Source organism: Nocardia nepalensis (assembly GCF_048910785.1).
Classification (GTDB): Bacteria; Actinomycetota; Actinomycetes; order Mycobacteriales; family Mycobacteriaceae; genus Nocardia; species Nocardia nepalensis.
In genome coordinates, this window is sequence record NZ_JBKBET010000041.1 from 268,044 (window position 1) to 289,791 (window position 21,748).

The 21,748-nt window shown below is 66.7% G+C and carries 21 protein-coding genes and 1 tRNA gene; 9 read left to right on the plus strand and 13 right to left on the minus strand.

Annotation, left to right across the window (positions count from 1 at the left end):
- Positions 1-156: 156 nt before the first annotated feature.
- Complete coding sequence (locus ACHQ4I_RS41115; RefSeq protein WP_420777326.1) at positions 157-1,638, plus strand: DUF349 domain-containing protein; 1,482 nt, start codon at positions 157-159, stop codon at positions 1,636-1,638.
- Between the two features lie 288 nt (positions 1,639-1,926).
- Here ACHQ4I_RS41115 and ACHQ4I_RS41120 read toward each other — a convergent pair whose 3' ends face one another.
- Both ACHQ4I_RS41120 and miaB read right to left on the minus strand, forming a co-directional pair.
- The gene (locus ACHQ4I_RS41120; RefSeq protein ID WP_420777327.1) at positions 1,927-2,676 is read right to left on the minus strand and encodes an Rv2732c family membrane protein; all 750 of its coding nucleotides are present in this window, start codon (positions 2,674-2,676) and stop codon (positions 1,927-1,929) included.
- Positions 2,673-4,229, minus strand: a complete 1,557-nt coding sequence (gene miaB / locus ACHQ4I_RS41125) for a tRNA (N6-isopentenyl adenosine(37)-C2)-methylthiotransferase MiaB (RefSeq protein ID WP_420777328.1) — start codon at positions 4,227-4,229, stop codon at positions 2,673-2,675. The genes ACHQ4I_RS41120 and miaB overlap by 4 nt, the downstream gene beginning before the upstream one ends.
- Positions 4,230-4,493: 264 nt before the next feature.
- On the opposite strand from miaB, the gene ACHQ4I_RS41130 reads away from it, so the two are divergent.
- The 4 genes from ACHQ4I_RS41130 (at position 4,494) to ACHQ4I_RS41145 (ending at position 7,817) form a co-directional block, all read left to right on the plus strand.
- Positions 4,494-5,222, plus strand: a complete 729-nt coding sequence (locus ACHQ4I_RS41130; protein ID WP_330257363.1) for an amino acid ABC transporter ATP-binding protein — start codon at positions 4,494-4,496, stop codon at positions 5,220-5,222.
- A gap of 66 nt (positions 5,223-5,288) precedes the next feature.
- Complete coding sequence (locus ACHQ4I_RS41135; protein WP_420777329.1) at positions 5,289-6,122, plus strand: glutamate ABC transporter substrate-binding protein; 834 nt, start codon at positions 5,289-5,291, stop codon at positions 6,120-6,122.
- 124 nt (positions 6,123-6,246) lie between these two features.
- A complete protein-coding gene (locus tag ACHQ4I_RS41140) occupies positions 6,247-6,921 on the plus strand; it encodes an amino acid ABC transporter permease (RefSeq protein ID WP_420777330.1) in 675 nt (224 codons plus the stop codon).
- A complete protein-coding gene (locus ACHQ4I_RS41145) occupies positions 6,918-7,817 on the plus strand; it encodes an amino acid ABC transporter permease (RefSeq protein ID WP_420777331.1) in 900 nt (299 codons plus the stop codon). Before ACHQ4I_RS41140 ends, ACHQ4I_RS41145 begins: the two co-directional genes overlap by 4 nt.
- 298 nt (positions 7,818-8,115) lie before the next feature.
- Here ACHQ4I_RS41145 and ACHQ4I_RS41150 read toward each other — a convergent pair whose 3' ends face one another.
- A complete protein-coding gene (locus ACHQ4I_RS41150; protein ID WP_420777332.1) occupies positions 8,116-9,096 on the minus strand; it encodes a LysR family transcriptional regulator in 981 nt (326 codons plus the stop codon).
- A gap of 96 nt (positions 9,097-9,192) precedes the next feature.
- Between ACHQ4I_RS41150 and ACHQ4I_RS41155 the strand changes: the two genes are divergently transcribed.
- Entirely contained in the window at positions 9,193-10,077 is an 885-nt protein-coding gene (locus ACHQ4I_RS41155) for an NmrA family NAD(P)-binding protein (RefSeq protein ID WP_420777333.1), read from the plus strand.
- Positions 10,078-10,408: 331 nt separating this feature from the next.
- Here ACHQ4I_RS41155 and recX read toward each other — a convergent pair whose 3' ends face one another.
- The 3 genes from recX to ACHQ4I_RS41170 form a co-directional block, all read right to left on the minus strand.
- Positions 10,409-10,960, minus strand: a complete 552-nt coding sequence (gene recX, locus ACHQ4I_RS41160; protein WP_420777457.1) for a recombination regulator RecX — start codon at positions 10,958-10,960, stop codon at positions 10,409-10,411.
- 937 nt (positions 10,961-11,897) lie between these two features.
- Positions 11,898-12,941, minus strand: coding sequence for a recombinase RecA (gene recA / locus ACHQ4I_RS41165; RefSeq protein ID WP_420777334.1), 1,044 nt, complete (start codon positions 12,939-12,941; stop codon positions 11,898-11,900).
- Between the two features lie 323 nt (positions 12,942-13,264).
- A complete protein-coding gene (locus ACHQ4I_RS41170; RefSeq protein ID WP_420777335.1) occupies positions 13,265-14,287 on the minus strand; it encodes an Lrp/AsnC family transcriptional regulator in 1,023 nt (340 codons plus the stop codon).
- Between the two features lie 96 nt (positions 14,288-14,383).
- Between ACHQ4I_RS41170 and ACHQ4I_RS41175 the strand changes: the two genes are divergently transcribed.
- On the plus strand, positions 14,384-15,793 hold the full coding sequence (locus tag ACHQ4I_RS41175) for an MFS transporter (RefSeq protein WP_420777336.1): 1,410 nt from the start codon (positions 14,384-14,386) through the stop codon (positions 15,791-15,793).
- Positions 15,794-15,866: 73 nt separating this feature from the next.
- Here ACHQ4I_RS41175 and ACHQ4I_RS41180 read toward each other — a convergent pair whose 3' ends face one another.
- The 3 genes from ACHQ4I_RS41180 to ACHQ4I_RS41190 form a co-directional block, all read right to left on the minus strand.
- The gene (locus ACHQ4I_RS41180; protein WP_420777337.1) at positions 15,867-16,316 is read right to left on the minus strand and encodes a nuclear transport factor 2 family protein; all 450 of its coding nucleotides are present in this window, start codon (positions 16,314-16,316) and stop codon (positions 15,867-15,869) included.
- Positions 16,317-16,381: 65 nt separating this feature from the next.
- Positions 16,382-17,299 (minus strand): pyridoxamine 5'-phosphate oxidase family protein, encoded by a 918-nt coding sequence (locus tag ACHQ4I_RS41185; protein WP_420777338.1) that lies wholly within the window; start codon positions 17,297-17,299, stop codon positions 16,382-16,384.
- Between the two features lie 87 nt (positions 17,300-17,386).
- A complete protein-coding gene (locus tag ACHQ4I_RS41190) occupies positions 17,387-17,848 on the minus strand; it encodes a VOC family protein (RefSeq protein WP_420777339.1) in 462 nt (153 codons plus the stop codon).
- A gap of 155 nt (positions 17,849-18,003) precedes the next feature.
- Between ACHQ4I_RS41190 and ACHQ4I_RS41195 the strand changes: the two genes are divergently transcribed.
- On the plus strand, positions 18,004-18,519 hold the full coding sequence (locus ACHQ4I_RS41195; RefSeq protein ID WP_420777340.1) for a CGNR zinc finger domain-containing protein: 516 nt from the start codon (positions 18,004-18,006) through the stop codon (positions 18,517-18,519).
- Position 18,520: 1 nt separating this feature from the next.
- Here the strand turns inward: ACHQ4I_RS41195 and ACHQ4I_RS41200 are convergent, their stop codons facing one another.
- The 4 genes from ACHQ4I_RS41200 to ACHQ4I_RS41215 form a co-directional block, all read right to left on the minus strand.
- Complete coding sequence (locus ACHQ4I_RS41200) at positions 18,521-19,729, minus strand: phosphotransferase (RefSeq protein WP_420777341.1); 1,209 nt, start codon at positions 19,727-19,729, stop codon at positions 18,521-18,523.
- Positions 19,726-19,920 carry a DUF3046 domain-containing protein gene (locus ACHQ4I_RS41205; RefSeq protein WP_420777342.1) on the minus strand — a complete coding sequence of 65 codons (195 nt, stop codon included), beginning with the start codon at positions 19,918-19,920 and terminating at the stop codon, positions 19,726-19,728. The genes ACHQ4I_RS41200 and ACHQ4I_RS41205 overlap by 4 nt, the downstream gene beginning before the upstream one ends.
- Positions 19,921-20,031: 111 nt before the next feature.
- The gene (locus tag ACHQ4I_RS41210) at positions 20,032-21,192 is read right to left on the minus strand and encodes a glycosyltransferase (protein WP_420777343.1); all 1,161 of its coding nucleotides are present in this window, start codon (positions 21,190-21,192) and stop codon (positions 20,032-20,034) included.
- Between the two features lie 58 nt (positions 21,193-21,250).
- Positions 21,251-21,559, minus strand: a complete 309-nt coding sequence (locus ACHQ4I_RS41215; RefSeq protein WP_420777344.1) for a hypothetical protein — start codon at positions 21,557-21,559, stop codon at positions 21,251-21,253.
- Positions 21,560-21,613: 54 nt separating this feature from the next.
- Between ACHQ4I_RS41215 and ACHQ4I_RS41220 the strand changes: the two genes are divergently transcribed.
- A tRNA-Leu gene (locus ACHQ4I_RS41220) sits at positions 21,614-21,698 on the plus strand.
- Positions 21,699-21,748 lie beyond the last annotated feature (50 nt).

A 21,748-nucleotide genomic window follows, 5' to 3' on the forward strand; every position in this document is an offset into this window, starting at 1 on the left:
TTCGAGGTGCTACAACCCAGGTCATCACGGGTTGATTTCCCTGGGAATCATCAGTCGGAGGGCATTGATCGATGGTTTACAGGGCTCGGACCGGGTTCAATGGAGTGAGCTAGGGCGTAACCAGGCAGCCGTGACGCGCGGCAGGGACGAGGAGCAATGAGTCAAGCATCGCGCAGCGATTCAGTGAGGGGTGGTGGCCGGGAGACGGGTGGGCGCGAGAGCAACGGAACGGCCAAAGCGAACCCCGGCAGCACGCCGCCCCCCTCGGATGCCCCGAAGGCCGCCGCGCCTAAACCTTCCGCCACCCCGAAACCGTCCGCGACCCCCAAACCGGGTGGGTCGGCGGCACATCCGAAGCCGCATGCGGTCAAGCCCGCGCCGGGTCCGGCCGCACAGCATCCGCATCCCGTCGCCGTCCCGACCGTCACCGATCCCAGTGCCTGGGGCCGCGTCGACGACGACGGCACCGCGTGGGTGAAGACCGCCGACGGCGAGCGCATTGTCGGTTCCTGGCAGGCCGGTGACGCCGCCGAGGGCCTAGCGCACTTCGGCCGCAGATTCGACGACCTAGCCACCGAGGTGGCGCTGCTCGAGGCGCGACTGGCCGCGGGCGCGGATGCCCGCAAGACCAAGGCCGCCGCGGTCACCATCGCCGAATCGCTGCCCACCGCGGCCGTCATCGGCGATATCGACGGCCTGGCCCGACGGCTGCAGGCCATTGCCGAACACTCCGAAGAGGCGGCGGCGCACGCCAAGGAGGAGAAGGAAAAGGCCAGGCACGAGCACACCGAGCGCAAGGAAGCGCTGTGCGCGGAGGCCGAGAAGATCGCGACCGAATCCACCCAGTGGAAGGCCGCCGGCGATCGGCTGCGCGAAATCCTGGACGAGTGGAAGTCGATCCGCGGGGTGGACCGCAAGGTCGACGACGCGCTGTGGAAGCGCTACTCCAAGGCGCGCGAGGCGTTCAACCGGCGCCGTGGCGCGCACTTCGCCGAACTCGATCGCGAACGCGCGGCCGCGAAGACGCGCAAGGAAGAACTCTGCGTGCGGGCCGAGGAACTCTCCGGCTCCACCGACTGGGTCGGCACGGCCGGTGTGTTCCGCGACCTGCTCGCCGAGTGGAAGGCTGCGGGCCGGGCGCCGCGCGAGGCCGACGAGGCGCTGTGGCGGCGGTTCAAGAGCGCCCAGGATGTGTTCTTCGCGGCGCGCAATGCCGCCGTCTCCGAACGCGACGCCGAATTCGAGCACAACGCGACCGCCAAGGAAGAGCTACTGCGCGCCTACGAACACATCGATCCCACCCACGACCTGGACGCGGCCCGCGCCGCGCTGCGCGAACTGCAGGACAAGTGGGACGCGATCGGCAAGGTGCCGCGCGAGCGCATCCAGGAACTGGAAGGCAAGCTGCGCACTATCGAAAAGCGAGTCCGCGAAGCCGTGGACGCCCAGTGGCGCCGCACCGACCCGGAGGCGATGGCACGGGCTGCGCAGTTCCGCGAGCGGGTGGCACAGTTCGAAGAGCAGGCCGCCAAGGCAACCGCAGCGGGCAATAAGCGCGATGCGGAGAAGGCGCTGGAGCAGGCCAAGCAGTGGCGTGAGTGGGCCGAGGCCGCTGAAGGCGCGGTAAGCAACCGCTGATTCCGCGGCGCGTCGGCACGGTCCGCCGGGTCGCATCGGTCCGCCGGGTCGCATCGGTCCGCCGCGTCGCATCGGCCCGCCGCCCGATCGGTTGATGGCCTCGGATGCGATTGTGGCGGCCCGAGCTGGATGCGACTCGCTCGTCGGATAGCCGCGCAGACCGCGCGCCTCAGGCGCTGCGAGCGCTCGAGAGGTTCAGGATTCGCCGAGCCAACTACGCTGACGGTGCACTTATCGCATTCTCGCGAAAAGCGCACGCTCAGCGTAGTTGCGGGCGTGCGCGGCGGTTCAGGAATCGCCGAGGAGCCGGCGGCGGTCGCGCTCCTCTGCGGCGGCCGCGGCGTTGCGGCGCTGTTCTTCCGCGGCGAGTTGCAGTGCCGTGCGGCTCCAGACGACGCGGATCCAGTGGAATGTCAGGACGATGATGGCGATCGTGCCGAGGATCAGGCCGACGCCGGGGCCCGCGCCGTGATAGTTGCCCAGGCCGGGAGTCTGGCGGTGCCAGATGGAGAAGACGCCGAAGACGCTGCCGACGGCGGACCCGGCGACCGCGATCCAGGCGAGCACCCAGCGGCGGGTCATCAGCGCGAGCAGCGAGAAGCCGATACCGAACACGACGGCGATCCAGACGAAAACCCGCGACGGCAGGCCGATGTGCTCGGCGCGCGCCACGTCGGTGCCGAGCAGCACGTCGAAGCCGCGCGCGCCCCCGGCGTGCGACAAGACCAGCGACAGCAGCAACAGGAATACCGCGCCCGCGACTATCAGGGCGCGCACGCCGGGATCGATTTCTCCGGCGATGCGCCGCTCGACCGCGTCGAGTTCATCCTTGAACTGCTCGAAGTCGTTGCTGCTCTCGACCGAGTTCACTGAGCCCTCGTTTCCTTCGGCTGATCCGTGGTCCGCTGCCTTGCCCGCGTCCACTGTGCCATCACCGCCCTCGGCACCCTCATCCGCCCCACTACGTCCGGTAGTACTCGCGGCATCCTCCGGCTCGGGTACCGAATTCGCGCCCCCGCTGCCGACCTCGCCGCTCATGAGCCGCAACCGGTCGAGCAGCCCGACGTGGCCGGTTCCGGTGCGGGGGCGCCGATTCGGGGCAGGCCGAGGCCGACGCCGATGGGTTCGGTCTTCGGGGTGATGCCGCGTTCATGGGCGTCGCCCGCGCGGGTGCGGCGGTGCGACTTGATGGCCGAGTCGGCGATCAGGTGGTGCGGGGCGGCGGCGGTGATGTCGACGGTGATGATGTCGCCGGGGCGGATCGGCTCGGCGGTACCTTCGGGACGGAAGTGCACGAGTCGACCGTCGCGGGCGCGGCCGCTCATGCGCGCGGTCGCGGCATTCTTCTTGCCAGCGCCCTCCGCGACGAGCAGTTCCACCTCGGTGCCGATCAACGCGCGGTTCGCGTCGAGGGAGATCTGCTCCTGCAGCGCGATCAACCGCTCGTAGCGTTCCTGGACCACGGCCTTCGGCAGCTGGTCGGGCATATCCGCGGCCGGTGTGCCGGGCCGCTTGGAGTACTGGAAGGTGTAGGCGCTGGTGAATCGCGCCTGCCGGACCACGTCCAGGGTTTCCTGGAAGTCCTCCTCGGTCTCGCCCGGAAAGCCGACGATGATGTCGGTGGTGATCGCGGCGTGCGGCATCGCGGCCCGCACCTTCTCGATGATGCCCAGGTAGCGCGCCTTGCGATACGAGCGGCGCATCGCCTTGAGCACCCGATCCGAACCGGACTGCAGCGGCATATGCAACTGCGGGCAGACATTGGGCGTTTCGGCCATCGCCTCGATCACGTCATCGGTGAATTCGGCCGGATGCGGCGAGGTGAAGCGCACCCGTTCCAATCCGTCGATCCGTCCGGCGGCACGCAGCAGTTTGGCGAACGCGCCGCGGTCGCGTGCCTCGTCGGGATCGGCGAAGGACGCGCCGTAGGAGTTCACGTTCTGGCCGAGCAGCGTCACTTCCAGCACGCCCTGGTCGACCAGCGCCTGCACCTCCGCGAGCACATCACCCGGACGGCGGTCGACCTCCTTGCCGCGCAGCGCGGGCACGATGCAGAACGTGCAGGTGTTGTTGCAGCCCACCGAGATCGAAACCCAACCCGCATAGGCCGACTCGCGCTTGGCGGGCAGGCTCGACGGGAACGCCTCCAGCGATTCCAGGATCTCCACCTGCGCCTCGGCATTGTGCCGCGCCCGCTCCAGCAGTACCGGCAGCGAACCGATGTTGTGCGTACCGAACACCACATCCACCCACGGCGCCTTGCGCACCACGGTATCGCGGTCCTTCTGCGCCAGGCAGCCGCCGACGGCGATCTGCATGCCCGGCCGGTCGGCCTTGATCGGCGCGAGATGGCCGAGGGTGCCGTAGAGCTTATTGTCGGCGTTCTCGCGCACCGCGCAGGTATTGAAGACGATGAGGTCGGCCGTCGCGCCCGGCGCGGCCTTCACATAACCCGCATCCTCGAGCAGGCCCGACAAGCGTTCGGAATCGTGCACGTTCATCTGGCAACCGAAGGTGCGGACCTCGTAACTGCGCGTGCCGTACTCGGCCGAAGGTGCGGGAGACAACACTGCCTGTCCGATCGAATCCACCCGTCCAGGGTACGGGGGCGCGCAACGCGGGTTTTCAGCGCATCGGCGCAGGCTCCGGGGCCCGGCCGGGCCGCATCGGAAGGGTTACGGCGCTGTGTCGTTTCGGCGTGGCGTGACGGTGTGTCGCCGAAACCGGGGCAAATCCTCGTTTTCCCCTTAAGGTCTTGGACCATGACCGACGACGCCACCGCACCCGACACAATCGGGTTGGCCAAAACCGGGGCAGCTAGTTCTGAGATGGGCAGCACCGCCACAAGCGCGCCGATGATTTCGATGCGCAATGTGGACAAGCACTTCGGTGAACTCCACGTGCTGCGCGATATCAACCTCGAAGTCCCCAAGGGGCAGGTCGTCATCGTTCTGGGTCCCTCGGGATCCGGGAAGTCGACGCTGTGCCGCACCATCAACCGACTCGAGCCCATCGACTCCGGCGATATCGCCATCGACGGCGTGCCACTGCCCGCCGAGGGCCGTGCGCTCGCCGCGCTGCGCGCCGACGTCGGGATGGTGTTCCAATCGTTCAACCTCTTCGCCCACAAGACGATCGTCGAGAATGTGATGCTCGCGCCGCTGAAGGTGCGCAAGGTGAAGAAGGACGACGCCCGCAAGCGCGCGATGGAGCTGCTCGAGCGCGTCGGCATCGCCAACCAGGCCGATAAGTACCCGGCGCAACTGTCCGGTGGTCAGCAGCAGCGGGTGGCGATCGCCCGCGCACTGGCGATGAGCCCGAAGGTGATGCTGTTCGACGAGCCGACCTCCGCGCTGGACCCGGAGATGGTCAACGAGGTGCTCGATGTCATGGTGTCGCTGGCCAAGGAGGGGATGACGATGCTTGTCGTCACCCATGAGATGGGGTTCGCGCGCAAGGCGGGCAACCGCGTGCTGTTCATGGCGGACGGGCTGATCGTCGAGGACGACACGCCCGAGGTGTTCTTCACCGCGCCGAAGTCCGACCGCGCCAAGGATTTCCTCGGCAAGATTCTGAGCCACTGAACCGGGTAGTCACCGCAACCGTAGAAGACTTCGGCCATCGAAACCACCAGAGGGAGAAGGAACTCGATGAGGATCAACCGTTCGCTTCGACTCGGCATCGGGGCAGTAGCCCTGACGCTGGCCGCCACGACCGCCGCCTGTGGCGGTGGCAGCGACAAGTCCGCGCTCGACCACGCCAAGGACGGAAAGCTGACCGTCGGCATCAAATTCGATCAGCCGGGCATGGGCCTGCGCAATAAGGACGGCTCCTACAGCGGCTTCGACGTCGAGGTCGCCAAGTACGTCGCGGACAAGCTCGGCGTGAAGCCGGAGAACATCACCTTCAAGGAGTCGCCCTCCGGTCAGCGCGAGACGCTGATCGAGAACGGTCAGGTCGACTACATCGTCGCCACCTACTCGATCAACGACAAGCGCAAGGAGAAGGTCGACTTCGCCGGACCGTATTACGTCGCGGGCCAGTCGCTGCTGGTGAAGGCCGACAACAACAGCATCAACGGCCCCGATGACCTCAAGGGCAAGAAGGTCTGCTCGGTGAAGGGCTCCACCCCCGCCCAGAACATCGAGAAGAACTACCCGGACACCCAGCTGCAGACCAACGACACCTACTCGCTGTGCCTCGAGGGCCTGCAGGCCGGTTCGTACGACGCGGTGACCACCGACGACATCATCCTGGCCGGTTACGCCGCGCAGAGCGCCGGCACGTTCAAGGTCGTCGGCAAGCCGTTCACCACGGAGAACTACGGCATCGGCCTGAAGAAGGGCGATAAGGAGCTGCGCGACAAGGTCAACGACGCGATCGAGGCCATGATCGCGGACGGGTCCTGGAAGAAGGCGTTCGACACCACGGTCGGCATCTCCGGGTACCAGGCGCCCACACCGCCGACGGTGAACCGCTACTGAGATTCGTGATCGGGTGGTCCGGACCGGGCCACCCGATTTCTTCGCTACGAGCAACCCTGTACACGCGCGCGGAAGGACGACCTCCGGCCGCCGCACATCGATCCGATCGGAGGGCGCGCCCACCGTGTTCGACCTGATCTCGAGGTATGACGTCCTCGGCGCCTTCTGGGTGACCATCAAACTGACCGCGTCAGCGGCGGTCCTGGCCCTGATCCTGGGCACATTCGTCGCCGCGATGCGCGTATCCCCGGTGCCGGTCGCCCGATTCCTCGGCACCGCCTACGTCACCATCTTCCGCAATACCCCGCTGACGCTGATCATCGTGTTCTGCTCGCTGGGCCTGTACTCCACGATGGGCTGGAAGCTCGCACCGGAGGGTCCGAACTCGCTGGCGCAGAACAACTTCCGCTATGCCGTACTCGGACTCAGCATCTACACCGCGGCATTCGTCTGCGAATCGCTGCGGGCGGGCATCAATACCGTGCCGATGGGCCAGTCCGAGGCGGGCCGCTCACTGGGCTTCACCTTCACGCAGAATCTGCGAATCGTGGTGCTGCCCCAGGCATTCCGCTCGGTCATCGCCCCACTGGGCAGCGTGCTGATCGCGCTCACCAAGAACTCCACGATCGCCTCGGCGATCGGCGTCGCCGAGGCCGCGACCCTGATGGCCAAGATGAACGAGAACGAGGCCGCGCTGATCACCATCGGCTTCATCTTCGCCCTCGGCTTCGTGATCCTGACCCTGCCGACCGGCCTGCTGTTCGGCTGGCTGGCCAAGCGATTCGAGGTGGCTCGATGAGTGCAGGTGCTTCGGTACTTTTCGATGCGCCGGGCCCACGGGCGCGCATCCGCAATTACCTGTATTCCGTCATCGCGATCGCCGCCGTATTGGCGCTCGGCTGGGTGTTCTACCGCGGCTTCGCCGATAAGGGGCAGTTCACCGCGGAGAAGTGGAAGCCGTTCATCGAGCCGGACGTCTGGAAGACCTACCTGCTGCCCGGTCTGCGGGGCACCCTCGTCGCGGCACTGCTGTCGATTGTGTTCGCGCTGGTCATCGGCATGGTCTTCGGCATCCTGCGGCTCTCGGACCACCGCTTGGTGCGCTGGGTGGCGGGCGCGATCGTCGAGGTGGCCCGGGCCATTCCGGTGCTGATCCTGATGATCTTCCTGTTCTACGTCTTCTCCGATTACAAGGTATTCAAGGTCGATCAGCTCGCGCTGTGGGCCGTGGTGATCGCGCTGACCGTCTACAACGGCTCGGTCATCGCCGAAATCGTGCGCGCCGGTATCAAATCGCTGCCGAAGGGCCAGACCGAGGCCGCGGTGGCGCTGGGTCTGCGCAAGGGCCAGCTGATGCGATTGATCCTGTTGCCGCAGGCGATTACCGCGATGCTGCCCGCATTGATCTCACAAATGGTTGTCGCGCTGAAGGATTCGGCACTCGGTTACCAGATCACCTACCTCGAGATCGTGCGTCAGGGCTCGCAACTCGGTGCGGCCGAACGCAATACGGTGCCCGCGCTGATGATCGTCGCGGTCGTGATGATTCTGCTGAACAGCACACTGACCTTCGTGGCCAATAAGCTCGAGCAGCGATTGCGCTCGCGCAAGCGGAAGAGGGGGGCCGCGGTCGTCGCAGCCGCCTCGATTCTGACGGACGCCACTCCGGGGATGGACATCACTCAGAAGCCTTGAGTCGCGGCTGACCCAGCATGGGCAATGGGTCCGAGCGTGTGGCCGTGTTTGCCTGCACCCGGCCCTCGGCCAGTCCGCGGACGGCGCGGCGCGCGAGTGTGGCGCACGAAACGCGGCCGCACCCGACCGTCGATCAGCGGCGCGGTCGGAGTGCAGAAGCTGCTCTCGCAATCGCCCGGCTCCGGGCGGGTGTGACGCCGGTTCGCTATTCGACAGCAAGCGGGTGACGCGAATCGGGTGGGTCAGGAATCGGACCGCAGTCGAGATCCGATTACTTGCTCGCAGTCGATCACGGTGATCAGGATGAGGCCACGATGCCTCGACGCTCTTCGGTGTCGAATAGGCGGCGGGCGGGTGCGAAAGGTTCTTCTGCCGTGACAGATTCGGGTGGGTAGCTGGCTGCTGCGATAGTTGTGGCGGCGCGGACGAAGGCGGCTACGGCGGGTGAGTTGCAGGTCTGAGGCCAGGCTACGGCGAGAGTGGTCGGCTGGAGGTCGATGACGGGGCGGTAGGCGATATTCGGGCGGGTGTGGCGGCGGGCTACCGAGGACGGCGGGAACCAGATGATGTTGCCGAGTTCGATCAGGTTGAAGATCTGTGCCAGGTCCAGATACTTCCGTCCGGCGTCCGGCGTCGGGCTGTGGGATCCGCTGTGCGGGTTGGGGATCAGGTCGCCCCGATCGGCGGGTGTGCCGTCGGGAAGCGTTCTGCCGGTGAGGTCGGCCAGGCGCAGGGTTGCGCGGGCGGCCAGCGGGTCGGACGCCGCCAGTGCGACCAGGCGGGGCTCGGTCAGCAGGGGTTCGACATCAAGGTCGCGGTCGTCGAACGGGGTGGGCAGGAGTGCGACATCGGCTCGGCCCTGGCGTAGGGCCGGGTCCTGCTCGCCCCGCCCACCCAATACCAGCTCGACCGGAATCGCCGCTTTGTCACGGTGGTATGCCTCGAGGATCTGTGGCAGGAGTCCGGCGTCGTAGTCGGCCTTGAGCGCCAGCCGCAATCCGGGTGCGGGCTGTCCGACGTGCCGGGCTCGCTGAGCGGCGGCGGCGACCGCGTCGAGCGCGGTCCGGGCGTCGCGGAGCAAAACCTCCCCGGCCGGGGTGAGTACGACGTGCCGGGTGGTGCGCTCGAACAACTGAACACCCAGTTGACGTTCCAGTTCCCGAATCGCCCGGGACAGCGGCGGCTGCGCCATACCCAGCCGCTCGGCGGCGCGCCCGAAATGTAGTTCCTCCGCAACGGCCACGAAGTATCGGAGTTGCCGAACCTCCAGATCACTCATATCCCCACGGTATCAACGGGTATCGGATCGGTCCTTCAGGTTCGGTCCCGTGCCGAGTTGACTGGCCGATGCCAAGTCACTCGAACAGAGGTCGTCATGATCGTTGTCACCACCCCAACCGGCACCATCGGCCATCAGGTCGTCCAGCGTCTGCTCGACGGCGGCGCACCGGTCCGCGTCATCGTGCGTGATCCCGCACGCCTGCCCGCACAGACTCGCGAGCGCGTCGAAATCGTGCAGGGCTCGCACGGGGATATCGATGTCGCCACCAAGGCGTTCGCCGATGCCGACGCCGTATTCTGGCTGCTTCCCCCGAACCATCGCGCCGCCAACCTCGAAGCAGCCTTTCTCGACTTCACCCGGCCCGCATGCGAGGCATTCCAGAGCCAGGGCGTCGAGCGAGTGGTCGGAGTCTCGGCCCTCGGGCGCGGGTCGGCGGTGGCCGGACACGCCGGGCACGTCACGGCCTCGCTGGCCATGGACGATCTGATCGCGAGCACCGGCGTGAGCTACCGAGCACTGGCATTGCCCTCGTTTATGGACAATATGCTCGGCCAAATCGAGGCGATCAAAAGGCAGGGCGCGTTCTTCTGGCCACTCGCCCCCGACCGCAAACGCCCCACCTGCGCGACCCGCGATATCGCCGCCGTCGCCGCCGAGCTGCTGCTCGATGACTCCTGGACCGGGCAGGACAGCGTTCCCGTCCTCGGACCCGAGGACCTATCCGGTAACGACATGGCGCAGATCATGTCCGAAGTGCTGGGCCGACCGATCCGCTACCAACAGATCCCCGGCCCCGCCTTCAAGGCCAGACTGCTCGAATCAGGCATGTCCGAAGCGGTGGCACAGGGCATGCTCGACATGTTGGATGCCAAAAACAACGGCCTCGACAACGCCGAACCCCGCACCCCCCAATCCTCCACCCCCACCACCTTCCGCCAATGGTGCGAGGAAGTCCTCGCCCCCGCCACCCACCCCTGAGCCTCCTAGCTGCCCGCCCTGTTGGTCGGCCGATCAGGTGGAACTGATGGCGGCATCGGCCGAGAGAGTACCGCCGCCAGTTCCACGTGATCACTTGTCCAGTAGTGCATCTCCGCCACTCCGGCAAGAACCGGCGTCGAAATGGGCGGGTTCGAGTTGGCCATGTACGCCGTGGATTGGCGCGGCAGCGGTCAACTCGTCTGCCGACCAGGTGCGGGGCCCCTCAGGCGACGTCCGGCGTACCCAACTGCGCGGGTTCGACATCGACAGTGGACGCCACGGATTGATATAGCGGCGGTCAGCTGCCGACCAGGCGGCGCATCATAGACGCTCAGTCGAGGTCTGGTGCGTCGAATTGTGCTTGGGCGAGTTCGGCTTTCACTACCGCGAAGGCGGTGGACTGGTTGTAGCCACGGCGGGCGAGCATGCCGACTAGGCGGCGGATTGTTTTGTCGCGGTCCAGGTTTGGGGGCATGGTGCGTAGTTTGCGGCGGACCAGTTCGGTGGCGCGTTGTTCCTCGTCGTCGGCGGTGATGGCCTCGAGGGCGGAGGCGGCGTCGGATTGGGATACGCCCTTGCGGCGGAGTTCTTGGGCGAGGGCTTGTTTGCCCTTGCCGGAAAAGGTGTGGCGGGAGTGGACCCATTGTTCGGCGAAGGCGGCGTCGTCGATCAGGCCGACCTCGGTGAAGCGGTCGAGGGCGCGTTCGGTGATATCGGCAGTGAAGCCCTTGGCCGCGAGGCGCTGGGCCAGTTCGGCACGGCTGCGGGCACGGACGGCGAGCAGGCGAAGACACGCCTCCTTCGCCTGCTCGACCGTCCCGCCTTGGGGGGTGCGCTCGGACCGAGACCTCGGATCATCCCCACCTGCGTGGGGAGTGTCGATGCCCGCCGGTTCACCCTCCTCAGATCCGGCCGCCACCGGATCCGCCCATCGGCCTTCGGAACTCTGAAAGTCAGCCGACTGGGAGTCGTTGCGCCGGAACTCGTTCCGGCGCCCGCGACCGCGCCGGGACCCAGTCGAACGCGCCCGCTGCGGATCGGGCGCGCTCGACCGAGTTCCCATGATGTCCGAATCGGCCAAACCACCTTCGGCCAACCGGACCCGTCTATCCCCCCGCCCTTCCCCCCGAAACCCCGCAGCCTCCGAATCCATCTCGGACCACCGGCCTCGACCCAACTCGAACCCGCCGGACAAAGATCCGACGCGCGCCGAGTAAACCTCGGATCGCCTCCGCCCCGCCCCGGACTCACCTGACCGGAAACTCTCGGCGTCCGACTCAACCTCGGGCCACTGGGCCCGCCCCGACTCGAACTCACCCAACCGGAACCCACCGGCCACCGAATCATCCTCCGGCCGCTGGACTCGCCCCGACTCGAACTCGCCCACCCGAGGTCCCCCATGCGCCGACTCGACCTCGGACCACCGAACTCGACCCGGCTCGGGCTCACCCGAATTGAAGCCGTCGGCCTCTGAATCCATTTCGGACCGCCGAGCACGCCCCGACTCGGAGTCACCCGACCGAAATCCAACAGGGCCTGATTCAACCGCGGACCATCGACCACGTTCCGACGCAAGCTCGCCCGATCGAGATCCGATGTGCTCCGCGCCGGTCTCAGACCATCGAGCACGGCCCGAATCAGACCTATCCGAACGGAATCCGTCGGTCTCCGACTCGACCACGGGCCCCGGATGGACTGGCCGACCCGAAGCGGAGAGCAGTTCGTTCAGTTGGCGACGGGCCTCGCTGACCGGGTCGGGCCGCGCCGCATCGGGCGCGGGCCGACCGGGGCGTGGAGCTGGGCGCCGAGGGGTCATCGGATCAGAAATCGGCGGGGACCTCGGTCGCTCCGTCCGCGGTTACATCGGCGCCGATGCCGAGCTTTTCCTTGATCTTCTTCTCGATCTCGTCGCGGACGTCGGTGTTCTCCAGCAGGAACTTGCGGGCGTTCTCCTTGCCCTGGCCGAGCTGGTCGCCCTCGTAGGTGTACCAGGAGCCGGACTTGCGGATGAAGCCATGCTCGACACCCATGTCGATGAGCGAGCCCTCCTTGGAAATGCCCTGGCCGTAGAGGATGTCGAATTCGGCCTGCTTGAACGGCGGGGAAACCTTGTTCTTCACGACCTTCACGCGGGTGCGGTTGCCGACCGCGTCGCTGCCGTCCTTGAGGGTCTCGATGCGGCGCACGTCCAGGCGCACCGAGGCGTAGAACTTCAGCGCCTTACCACCGGTCGTGGTCTCGGGCGAGCCGAACATCACGCCGATCTTCTCGCGCAACTGGTTGATGAAAATGGCGGTGGTGCCGGAGTTGTTCAGCGCGCCGGTCATCTTGCGCAGCGCCTGGCTCATCAGGCGAGCCTGCAGACCGACGTGGCTATCGCCCATCTCGCCCTCGATCTCGGCGCGCGGCACCAGCGCGGCCACCGAGTCGATGACGATGATGTCGATCGCACCCGAACGCACCAGCATGTCGGCGATTTCCAGCGCCTGCTCACCGGTATCGGGCTGGGAGACGAGCAGCGCGTCGGTGTCGACGCCGAGCTTGCGGGCATAGTCGGGATCGAGCGCGTGCTCGGCGTCGATGAATGCGGCGACACCGCCCGCGGCCTGTGCATTGGCCACCGCATGCAGTGCGACGGTCGTCTTACCCGAGGACTCCGGACCGTAGACCTCGATGATGCGGCCGCGCGGCAAACCGCCGATACCGAGCGCCACGTCCAGCGCGATGGACCCGGTCGGGATCACCGAGATGGGCTGGCGGGCCTCCTCGCCGAGACGCATGACCGCGCCCTTGCCGAAGCTCTTCTCGACCTGAGCCAGCGCCAGCTCGAGCGCCTTATCACGGTCGTACGCCTGTGGTGCCATATCCTGATCCCCTTTTCGACGGGTAAGTCTCGTTCTTGGTTGGCGCCCACATTAGAGGGCGGCACCGACAAGTTCTGGCGACCAGCCTAGACGAACAGATGTTCGAGTCAAGCGACGCGCCCGACAACACGCGCCCCGACTTTCCGAACACGGCAACCGCCGCGCTACGGCCGATCGCGGCCCGCTCCGACCACAGTTCACAGCCCCAGCACCGTCGAATCGCCGCCGCCGCACCCAGCACCGCTGGACCCTCACCACAGCCCCCAGCACCGTCACTCAGCGCTGCCGCCAGCACGGTCCGATCACCGCCCGGGCACCGGGCTTCACCGCACCAGCGATATCCGATCAGTGTCCAGCAGCGTCTGCGCCTGCTTGAAGACCCGAAGGGCTGGCGTCACCTCGACATCGGTGATTCCATCGAGCGCACCGAGCCGCTGCGTGACGTAGCGGTAGAGGTGGGCGGTGTCGCGGCACATGATCGACGCCATCAGATTGGTCGGCCCCGTGGTGGCGCCGACGAATACGGTCTCCGGATGGGTGGCGATGGCCGCACCGACCGACTCGAGATCGGCCGGTCGGGTGCGCAACCACAGCGCCGCCCGCACCGCGTACCCCATCCGTTCGATCGCGAAATCGAGATCGAAGTACAGCACCCGGGATTCGACGAGTTCGGCCATGCGGCGCGCCACCCTGGTTGCGCTCCAGCCGATTTCGGCGGCGATCTGCGCGTAGGGCGCGCGACCGTCGCGACCGAGCAGTGCCAGCATCGCCTCGTCTTCCGCCGAAAGCGCAACGGACACTTCCGGTCCCGCATCGGACGGTATCGACGGCCGCGAGCCGAGGTCGCGCAGTTGTGCCGCGGTGAACAGGTGCCCGAAATGCGGCCACTCCTCGTCCAGCGGGAATCGGTGGATCACCTCGTGGGCGGTCAGCCCGATCACCTGGCTGGCCTGGGGCAGCGTTTGCAACAGCAGTTTGTCGCGCCGCTCGACCGAGCGCGGCCTGCTCACGCAGCTCACCTCGGATCCGGTGGACAGCAAGGTGACCCAGCTCAGATCCGGAAACCGGGCCAGCGATTCGGCCAGTCGGGCCGCCTTGTCCGGCGTCGACCGAAGCCGGATCACCCAGCGCGCGTGCCCGAGGGGTACGGCGTTCACCTGGCCCGATACATGCAAGATGCCGCGCTGGCGCAGCGACCGATAGCGTCGCGCCACGGTCTGCTCCGAGACTCCGAGAATGGCGCCGAGCTTGGCGAAGGGAATTCGGGCATCGGTCACCAGCGCGTGCACGATCTGTTTCTCGAGCACATCCAGCACGGAGGATTCCGCACCATCTTCGGATTGCATAGGAGGAATCTAACGCAAATCCCCGCGTGGCTATGTGGATATCGGCGACTGCCCCACCCTGAGTGTCGATATCTTTCCAACGCCTCGGAGGCACCAGTGAAGAAATGGCTCCCCTTATTCGCCGCGTGTCTCGGCACGCTGATGCTGCTCATCGACGTCACCATCGTCAATGTCGCGCTCCCCGACATCGCCGCCGATCTCGGCACCGGACTCTCCGGACTGCAGTGGGTGGTGGACGGATACGCGCTCGCGCTGGCCGCGCTGCTACTTGTGCTCGGTTCGCTGGCCGATCGAGTGGGTGCGAAGCGCGCCTATCTCGCCGGGCTGATCGTCTTCGCGATCGCGTCGCTGATCTGCGGCATCGCCGATAGCTCGCCGAGTCTCATTGCGGCGCGGGCACTTCAGGGTGTCGGCGGGGCGGCGATGTTCGCGACCACGCTGTCGCTGCTGAACTCGACCTATACCGGCCGCGACCGCGGCGTCGCCTTCGGCGTCTGGGGTGCGGTCGCGGGTGCGGCGGCCGGAATCGGTGTGGTACTGGGCGGCGTGCTCACCGAGGCGCTGTCGTGGCGGTGGATCTTCTTCGTCAATCTGCCCATCGCGGTGGTGGCGATCGTATTGACCGCCATCGTGTTCCAGCCGTCGCCGCGGCAACAGGATCGAGCCGTGGACGTGGCGGGAATGCTCGCGTTCGCGACCGCCGCGACGGCGGTCACCTACGGTGTCATCCGGGGCGGTGAACACGGCTGGTCCGATGACGCGACGTTGCTCGCGCTGGCGCTCGGCGCGGTCGCGGTACTGGCCTTCGCATTCGTCGAATACCGCAGTGCGGCACCGATGTTCCCGCTGGCACTGCTCGGCAACCGTAACTTCGGGGCCACGCTGGTCTCGGCTTCCGGACAGACTTTCGCGGCCTTCGCCGCCACTCCCCTGGTATCGCTGTGGCTGCAGCAGCAGTTGCGTATGTCGCCGTTGCATGCGGGACTGGCGCTGCTGCCGATGGCGGCGACCGCGTTCGTGGTGGCCGGTGCGTTCGGCAAACTGCTGCACGATGTTTCGCCGAAGTGGACGATCGGGGCGGGCCTGGTGTTGGTCGGCATCGGGACCGGACTGCTCACCATCATCGACGTCGGATCATCTTGGGCCGCGTTGGTTCCCGGGTTCGTGGTGATCGGTGCGGGCATCGGGATCAATTCGCCCGCGCTGGTGGCGGTGGGAATGGCGGCGGTGCCGCCACGGCAGGGCGGGATCGCCGCTGGCGCGGTGAATACCGCACGGCAACTCGGACTCGCGCTCGGAGTCGCGGTGCTGGGCACGGTATTCCGCGAAGTCGCCGATGTTGATCGGCCGATGACGTTGTCACGGTTCGTGGATGGGCTGGACGCGGCGCTCGCGGTGGCCGCGGGAGTCGGAATCGTGTTCGGGGTGATCGCATTCGGGTTGTTCCACCGTCAGCGCGCGGTGATCGCGGATGGTCCGGCCGAGCGGGAGGTCGTTGCCGCATAGTCGGAGGTTCGCCCGCGTGTGCCCGGAATCGCATCGAGGGGTTCCGGGCACATGCGCAGTGATCAGTGCGCCGCTACTGCTGCGGCAGAACGGTTTCGTCCCCTTCCGGGCGCGGGCCGAAGATGCGGCGGTCGGATTCCTCGATGCGGACATCGTTGATGCTGGCCTCGCGCCGCGACATCAGCCCCTCCGGGGTGAACTCCCACTGCTCGTTGCCGTAGCTGCGCCACCATTGGCCGGATTCGTCATGCCATTCGTATTGGAAGCGGACCGCGATGCGGTTGCCTTCGAATGCCCAGAGGTCCTTGCGCAGCACATAACCGTTCTCGATGGACCACTTTCGGGTGAGGAATTCGACAATGGCATCGCGGCCGGTGAAGAACTCGTCGCGGTTGCGCCAAACCGAATCCGCGGTGTACGCGGCGGCGACGCGCTCGGGATCCCTGGTGTTCCAGGCATTTTCGGCGGCGAGCACCTTCGCCTTGGCGGATTCCAGGTCGAACGGTGGCAGCGGGGGTCGCATGACAAGCTCCTTCTTGGGTTTCGGACCTTTTGTCGGGATCCGGGCCTTAACGGGTGCGGATCCGGTCAGGGGTTGACCGGGGATAGTTCGGCAGGACCCCAGCGCAGAGGGCCAGCGCCGTGGACTTCCACCACGTCGGTAATGGTGAAGTCGATCGAGCATTGAGCTCCGGCGGTGAAGGTCTCCGGGGCCCAGACCAATTCGGCGGTTCCGGTGAGCTGGAGAGTGCCGCCGGTGGTCCAGTCCGGGATCAGGATGCCGCAGTGCGGGTTAACGGCGATATTCCCGAGCGTCATGAACATCGAATTGCCGTGGTAGTCGGGCCATCTCAGCTGGGTAGCGGAAAGCACCTGCAGGAAGCCGGGATTCCCGCCGCGATGCGAGGCGTCGGCATTGCCATCGGCATCCGCGGTAGCGACGAAGAACGCGTCGGCCGCCGTGACCAGCTCCCGTTGCCGCGCATCGAGTTCCGAGCCGTACCGCGGTGCGGGGATATCGACGCCGGGCAGGTAGGACTCGATTCGCCTGCGCGAGATGTACTTCGGACAGTTCGAATACACCTGGTCGACGGCGATCCGCAGCCCCGCGCCCACGCCATCGCGTGCCCGGTCGGCCGATCCCGTCGGCATCGCGAACCCATTGACTCGCATCCGCCTGCGGCGCTCGGGCTGCAGGGCGATCATGCCGAGGCGGGCAGGGCGGGCCAGTGCCTGATGCAGGGGATCTCCGGCGGCGGGGAAGGCATCGACCGCGATGGTCCGGGCGTCGACGGCGTGCACGAATCCCAGCGGACCGACCAATTCACTGGCCCATACACGACCGGCATCGTCCGCGGCCGCGATCACGACCATCGACTGTTCGGCGAGGAAAGACGCCGCCACATCCGGGATGTCCCCGCGAATCATCCGGCCCACGCGGTCGGCGATGTGCGCCTGGCCCATTCTTTGCTGTACGGCGACCTCGCCCGAATGGAAGTGGGTCATCAGGATCCTCCTACAACCTGCCGATCGACGGATTCGAACGGCCGCAGCACAATTCACCGCCCGGAGCGGCCGATCGGAATTTCGGACTCAGAAGAATCCACATGTCGGCGCGGCACCGCTGGGCGCGGGGGCCGATTCGGCGCCGGTGGGCGCGTAGACCTCGAGGCGGATGCCATCGGGGTCGGTGAAGAAGATGCCACCGGAGGAGACGCCCTCACCGTGCGCGACGACACCGTCGTGCGCGAAGTCGACCGAGAGTTCGCGCAGCAGCGCCTCGATAGCGCGCACCTGTTCGACGGTGTCGACCTGGAACGAAAGGTGGTGCAGGCCGGGGGTTTCGGTGGAGAACCTGCCATCGGACTGCTGCCAGAGGGTCACCACGAGCTTGCCGTTCACGCCGAGGAAGGCCCAGCGCTTGCCGTCGTCGGTGCTGGCCGCGAGCTGTTCGAAACCGAATGCGCGCCGATAGAAGTTCACCGATCGGTCCAGATCGGAGACGTTCAGGCCGATATGTCCGGTGACCAGCTGGGGCGCGATGGCTGTCGTCATCGTGAATCCTCCTCGAAATGAATAACCGTCATAGATTGTTTGAATGGTTAGAACATAGCGAGCCGCGACACAGGCGTCAACCTCTAAAATCAAGTTAACTAGTTAGAACGGCGGTGGTTGATCTGGAGACGACCGAGAGATCGTTACCCTCAGGTATGCCCGATCCGCGCCCCCACCTCGGTGAACCGCTGGCACTCGACCTGCTGAACACCCGGTGGATCCAGGACGGACCGCAGGATCTGCTCATCGATCCGGCGGGTCTGGGCATCTGGCTCACCTCGGCCGGGCTGGCCGAGCGAGCGAACGCCGACGAACAGACCTTGCAGGCGACGCTCGCGGCACGCACCGCGATCTACGACGTCGTCGTACACACCTCGTACACCGCGCTGAACGAGCTCCTCGACCACGGCCGGATCCGGCGCACCCTCACCGACACCGGTCCCGCCGATATCGTCGACGTACCCGAAACCGCCTGGCTTCCCGGGTGGCTCGCCGCCGACAACCTCCTGCGGTTGCTCGCCGATGCGCCGGACCGGATCCGCCAGTGCGCCCACCCGGACTGCGTGCTGTTCTTCTACGACACCTCGAAAAACGGCACCCGCCGCTGGCATTCGATGGCGACCTGCGGCAACCGCACCAAGGCCGCGCGTCACTACGCCAAAAAGGCTTGATTCAGAAGAGTTCGTCGAGCAACCGGTAGTAGTCCAGCCGTCGCCGATCCGGCTCGGTCAGACCGTAGGCGGCATAGAACGCGTGCAGTTCCTCGGCACCGAAATCCTCGGACAGATCGCGCGCGGCCAGGGCCAGGTCGCGGTACCGATCCGCCACACCCAAACCACCCACGTCGATCAGCAGGCCACCTTCGAGGACATTCGACGGGGTGAAATCACCGTGCGTGACAACGAGATCCTCGTCCGGTGGGCGTTCGGCGAGCAGCCGCGACAGCACCTGTTCGGGCGTGAGCCCCCGATTGTCATCGTCGAAATTCTCGGCATCGACCAAGCCCTCGAGCATGCGGCGTCGCCCCTGAGCGAGCATGACATCCAGCCCGCCGTCGAACGGGCACTCCGCGGCCGGGATGTCGTGCAGGCGGCGCAGCAATGCACCCATGATCGCGCCCACCGATACCGCCGGATCGGCGAGCGCGGCCAGGCTCGGTACGCCCGCATCCGTCAGCACCAGCACGTCATCTTCGAACGCAGCGATATCCGGTAGCCGAAAACCTCTGCCGCGCAACCAGTTCAAGCGCTCGTACTCGGCAACGGCCCGCGGGCCTCGCTTCACCCAGTACGTGCCGTTGACGTGCGCGACACCGCCGCTGCGCCCCTCGTGATCATCCGACCACGCGGGATCATCGCCCAGTAGCGCGGCCACCGTCGACGGCAAGGCCATCGGCAGCTCGTCGAGGGTGTCCAATGTGATGCGCGTGGATTCGATCAGTTCGGCGTCACCCTCGGCGACCCGCAATCTCAGCGCCTCGGACAGCAGCGCCCTGGCCTCGGACAGCCGACCTTGTTCGGCGAGCGCCTTGCCCAGGTGCTGCAGCGCGAAGGAAAGCACCTCGGGCGTGGAGTCACGGGCGTGGTCGACGGTCCGGCGATACAGCGTCTCGGCGGTGACCGCATCGCCGCGATACCGGTAGACATCGCCGAGGTTGATCCACACCGAAATCCGGAGCCGATCACTGTCCGCGAGTTCGAGCGCGCGATCGAGGTGATCGAGAGCTTCGTCGTAGCGACCGAGCAGCAGCAGGTCGATGCCGGTCTTGCGGAATTCGGCGAAATCGACGGGCCGGGCCGCGGCCACGCGGGCAGCCAGCTGCTCATGATCGGTGGCGATCATGCGCAGCCTCCCGTCGACTCGGTATCCACCATCGGTCACCAGCGTGATCTTGGCACGTCGAAATCCGCGCAGAGCGCGCGCCACACGTCCCGGGGATCGACACCCGCCTCGATGGCGGCGGCACCCGTCCGTCCGCCCAACGCCGGGATGGTGTGATCGTTGAGCAGGGTATCGCCACGGGCCACACCGAACTCGGTGTGCAACAGCTCCTGGAACTCGGTCAACCGCACCGTATTCAAGATACTCGCGTCGCCGCGCTCGCTGACAAGCGCCGGTACGCGGATTCTCGAGCTGATTCGTGGCATTCGCACCCGAGTGGGCGCTCTGGACGATCTCCGGAACTATCGAGCTCGAACGCTCACAACGTCGTGGCAGATACCGATCGCATCGGCGACTTCCGCGACGCTGGAGGCCGCCTTCTGTGCGGCGGTTGTATAAGAGGGAGTATCGAGGATGTCTCGGATGGCCGCGCGAACGGCGTCGACGGTCAGCGGTCGCACCAGGATCGAGCTGCCTTGGCGGGCAGCACGATTGGCCAGTTCCCATTGGTCGCCGCCGCCGGGGACGGTGACGATCGGGACACCCGCGAGCAGGGATTTCGCCAGTAGGCCGTGCCCGCCGCCGCCCACGACGACCGAGGCGTGAGTGAGCAGTTCGTCTTGGCGGCCGAGTCCGGCGGTTGCCCAGGGCGGGAGGTCGGCAGGCGGGGTGTCGAGCATGGAGACGGCCACTCGCACCCCTGACCCCTCCAGGGCGGCCAGCACGGTGTCGACCATGCCCGCGACGCCGGTGTGCGCGGTCGAGGGCGCGACCATGACCAAGGGTTCATCGCCGGGCGGTAGGTCGAGAGTTTCCCGGGTCGGCTCCCACAGCAGCGGGCCGATGACATAGGTGCGCTCGGGCCAGTCGGGGCGCGGTACCTCGAGGGCGGGCAGGGTGGCGATCAGGCGGGCCGCCGGACCCGGATCGGTGGCGGGCAGGCCGACGCTTTCGCGTGCCTGCTCCCGCTGACGCAGACCGTTGCGGATGGCGCGAGCGGTCATGGCGCGCAGCATGCCGTCGCGCAGTCGCCCACGCACGCCTTCTCCCGGCGCGAGACCACTGCCGATGGGCGGCAACGCTTTCGACGGGAGATACAGCGGATGCGGCGACAACTCCACCCACGGCACCCCGAGTCGCTCGGCGGCCATCCCGCCGCCCGCGGTGAGCACATCCGAAACCACCAGTTCCGGCAGCATCGCGCTCAGATCGGGCAGGATTTCGGTCGAAATATGCGCCGCGCGTTCATGAATGCGCTGACCGGCATCACTGTCGTCGTCGACGGTGCGCGGCGCGAGACCCTTGAGTCTGCGCACCGCGATACCCGCCTCCTTGGCGGCGTCGAACCAGCGTGGTCCGGTGAACAGCACCGGCTCGTCACCGGCGGCCAGGAACCGCTCACACAGCGCCAGCGCCGGAAACGCATGGCCGGGATCCGGCCCGGCAACAACGGCAACACGCATGCGGCCAGCCTGCCATATCGGTGCCCGCCCGAGCCGCGAGCATTCATCGAAACGGCACTCACCAGCAACCCACCGGGCGGTGATCGACGGCAAGCAGGTCCAGCGAGCCGTCGCATCGCGAGATCGGAGCTGACGTGTCCATCTCCACCGTGGACGAGCTGATGAAATTGCTGAGCGACTGCGCCGACGTCTGGGATACGCCCGACCGCAGCGGCGACCCACGGAATTCCGAGCCGATCCCGACTTCACCGCCGCCGTCGCCCTGCGCCGCGCCGACGACGCTGGCAAGGTCGTCGGACTCCAGGTCGCCCCCGTGCAATCCTGGCGCCCGGTCATAGAAAGAGTCGCCGCCGCACACCGAACCCACCCAACCGATTTCAACACTGCCCCGCCCATCCGTTACCCTTGCTCAGCAACACCGGTCCGGGTGGCGGAATGGCAGACGCGCTAGCTTGAGGTGCTAGTGCCCTTTATCGGGCGTGGGGGTTCAAGTCCCCCTCCGGACACAAAATCGTGGCATTTATGCCCCCAAAACCGGGTCCGGGCATCGCCTGGA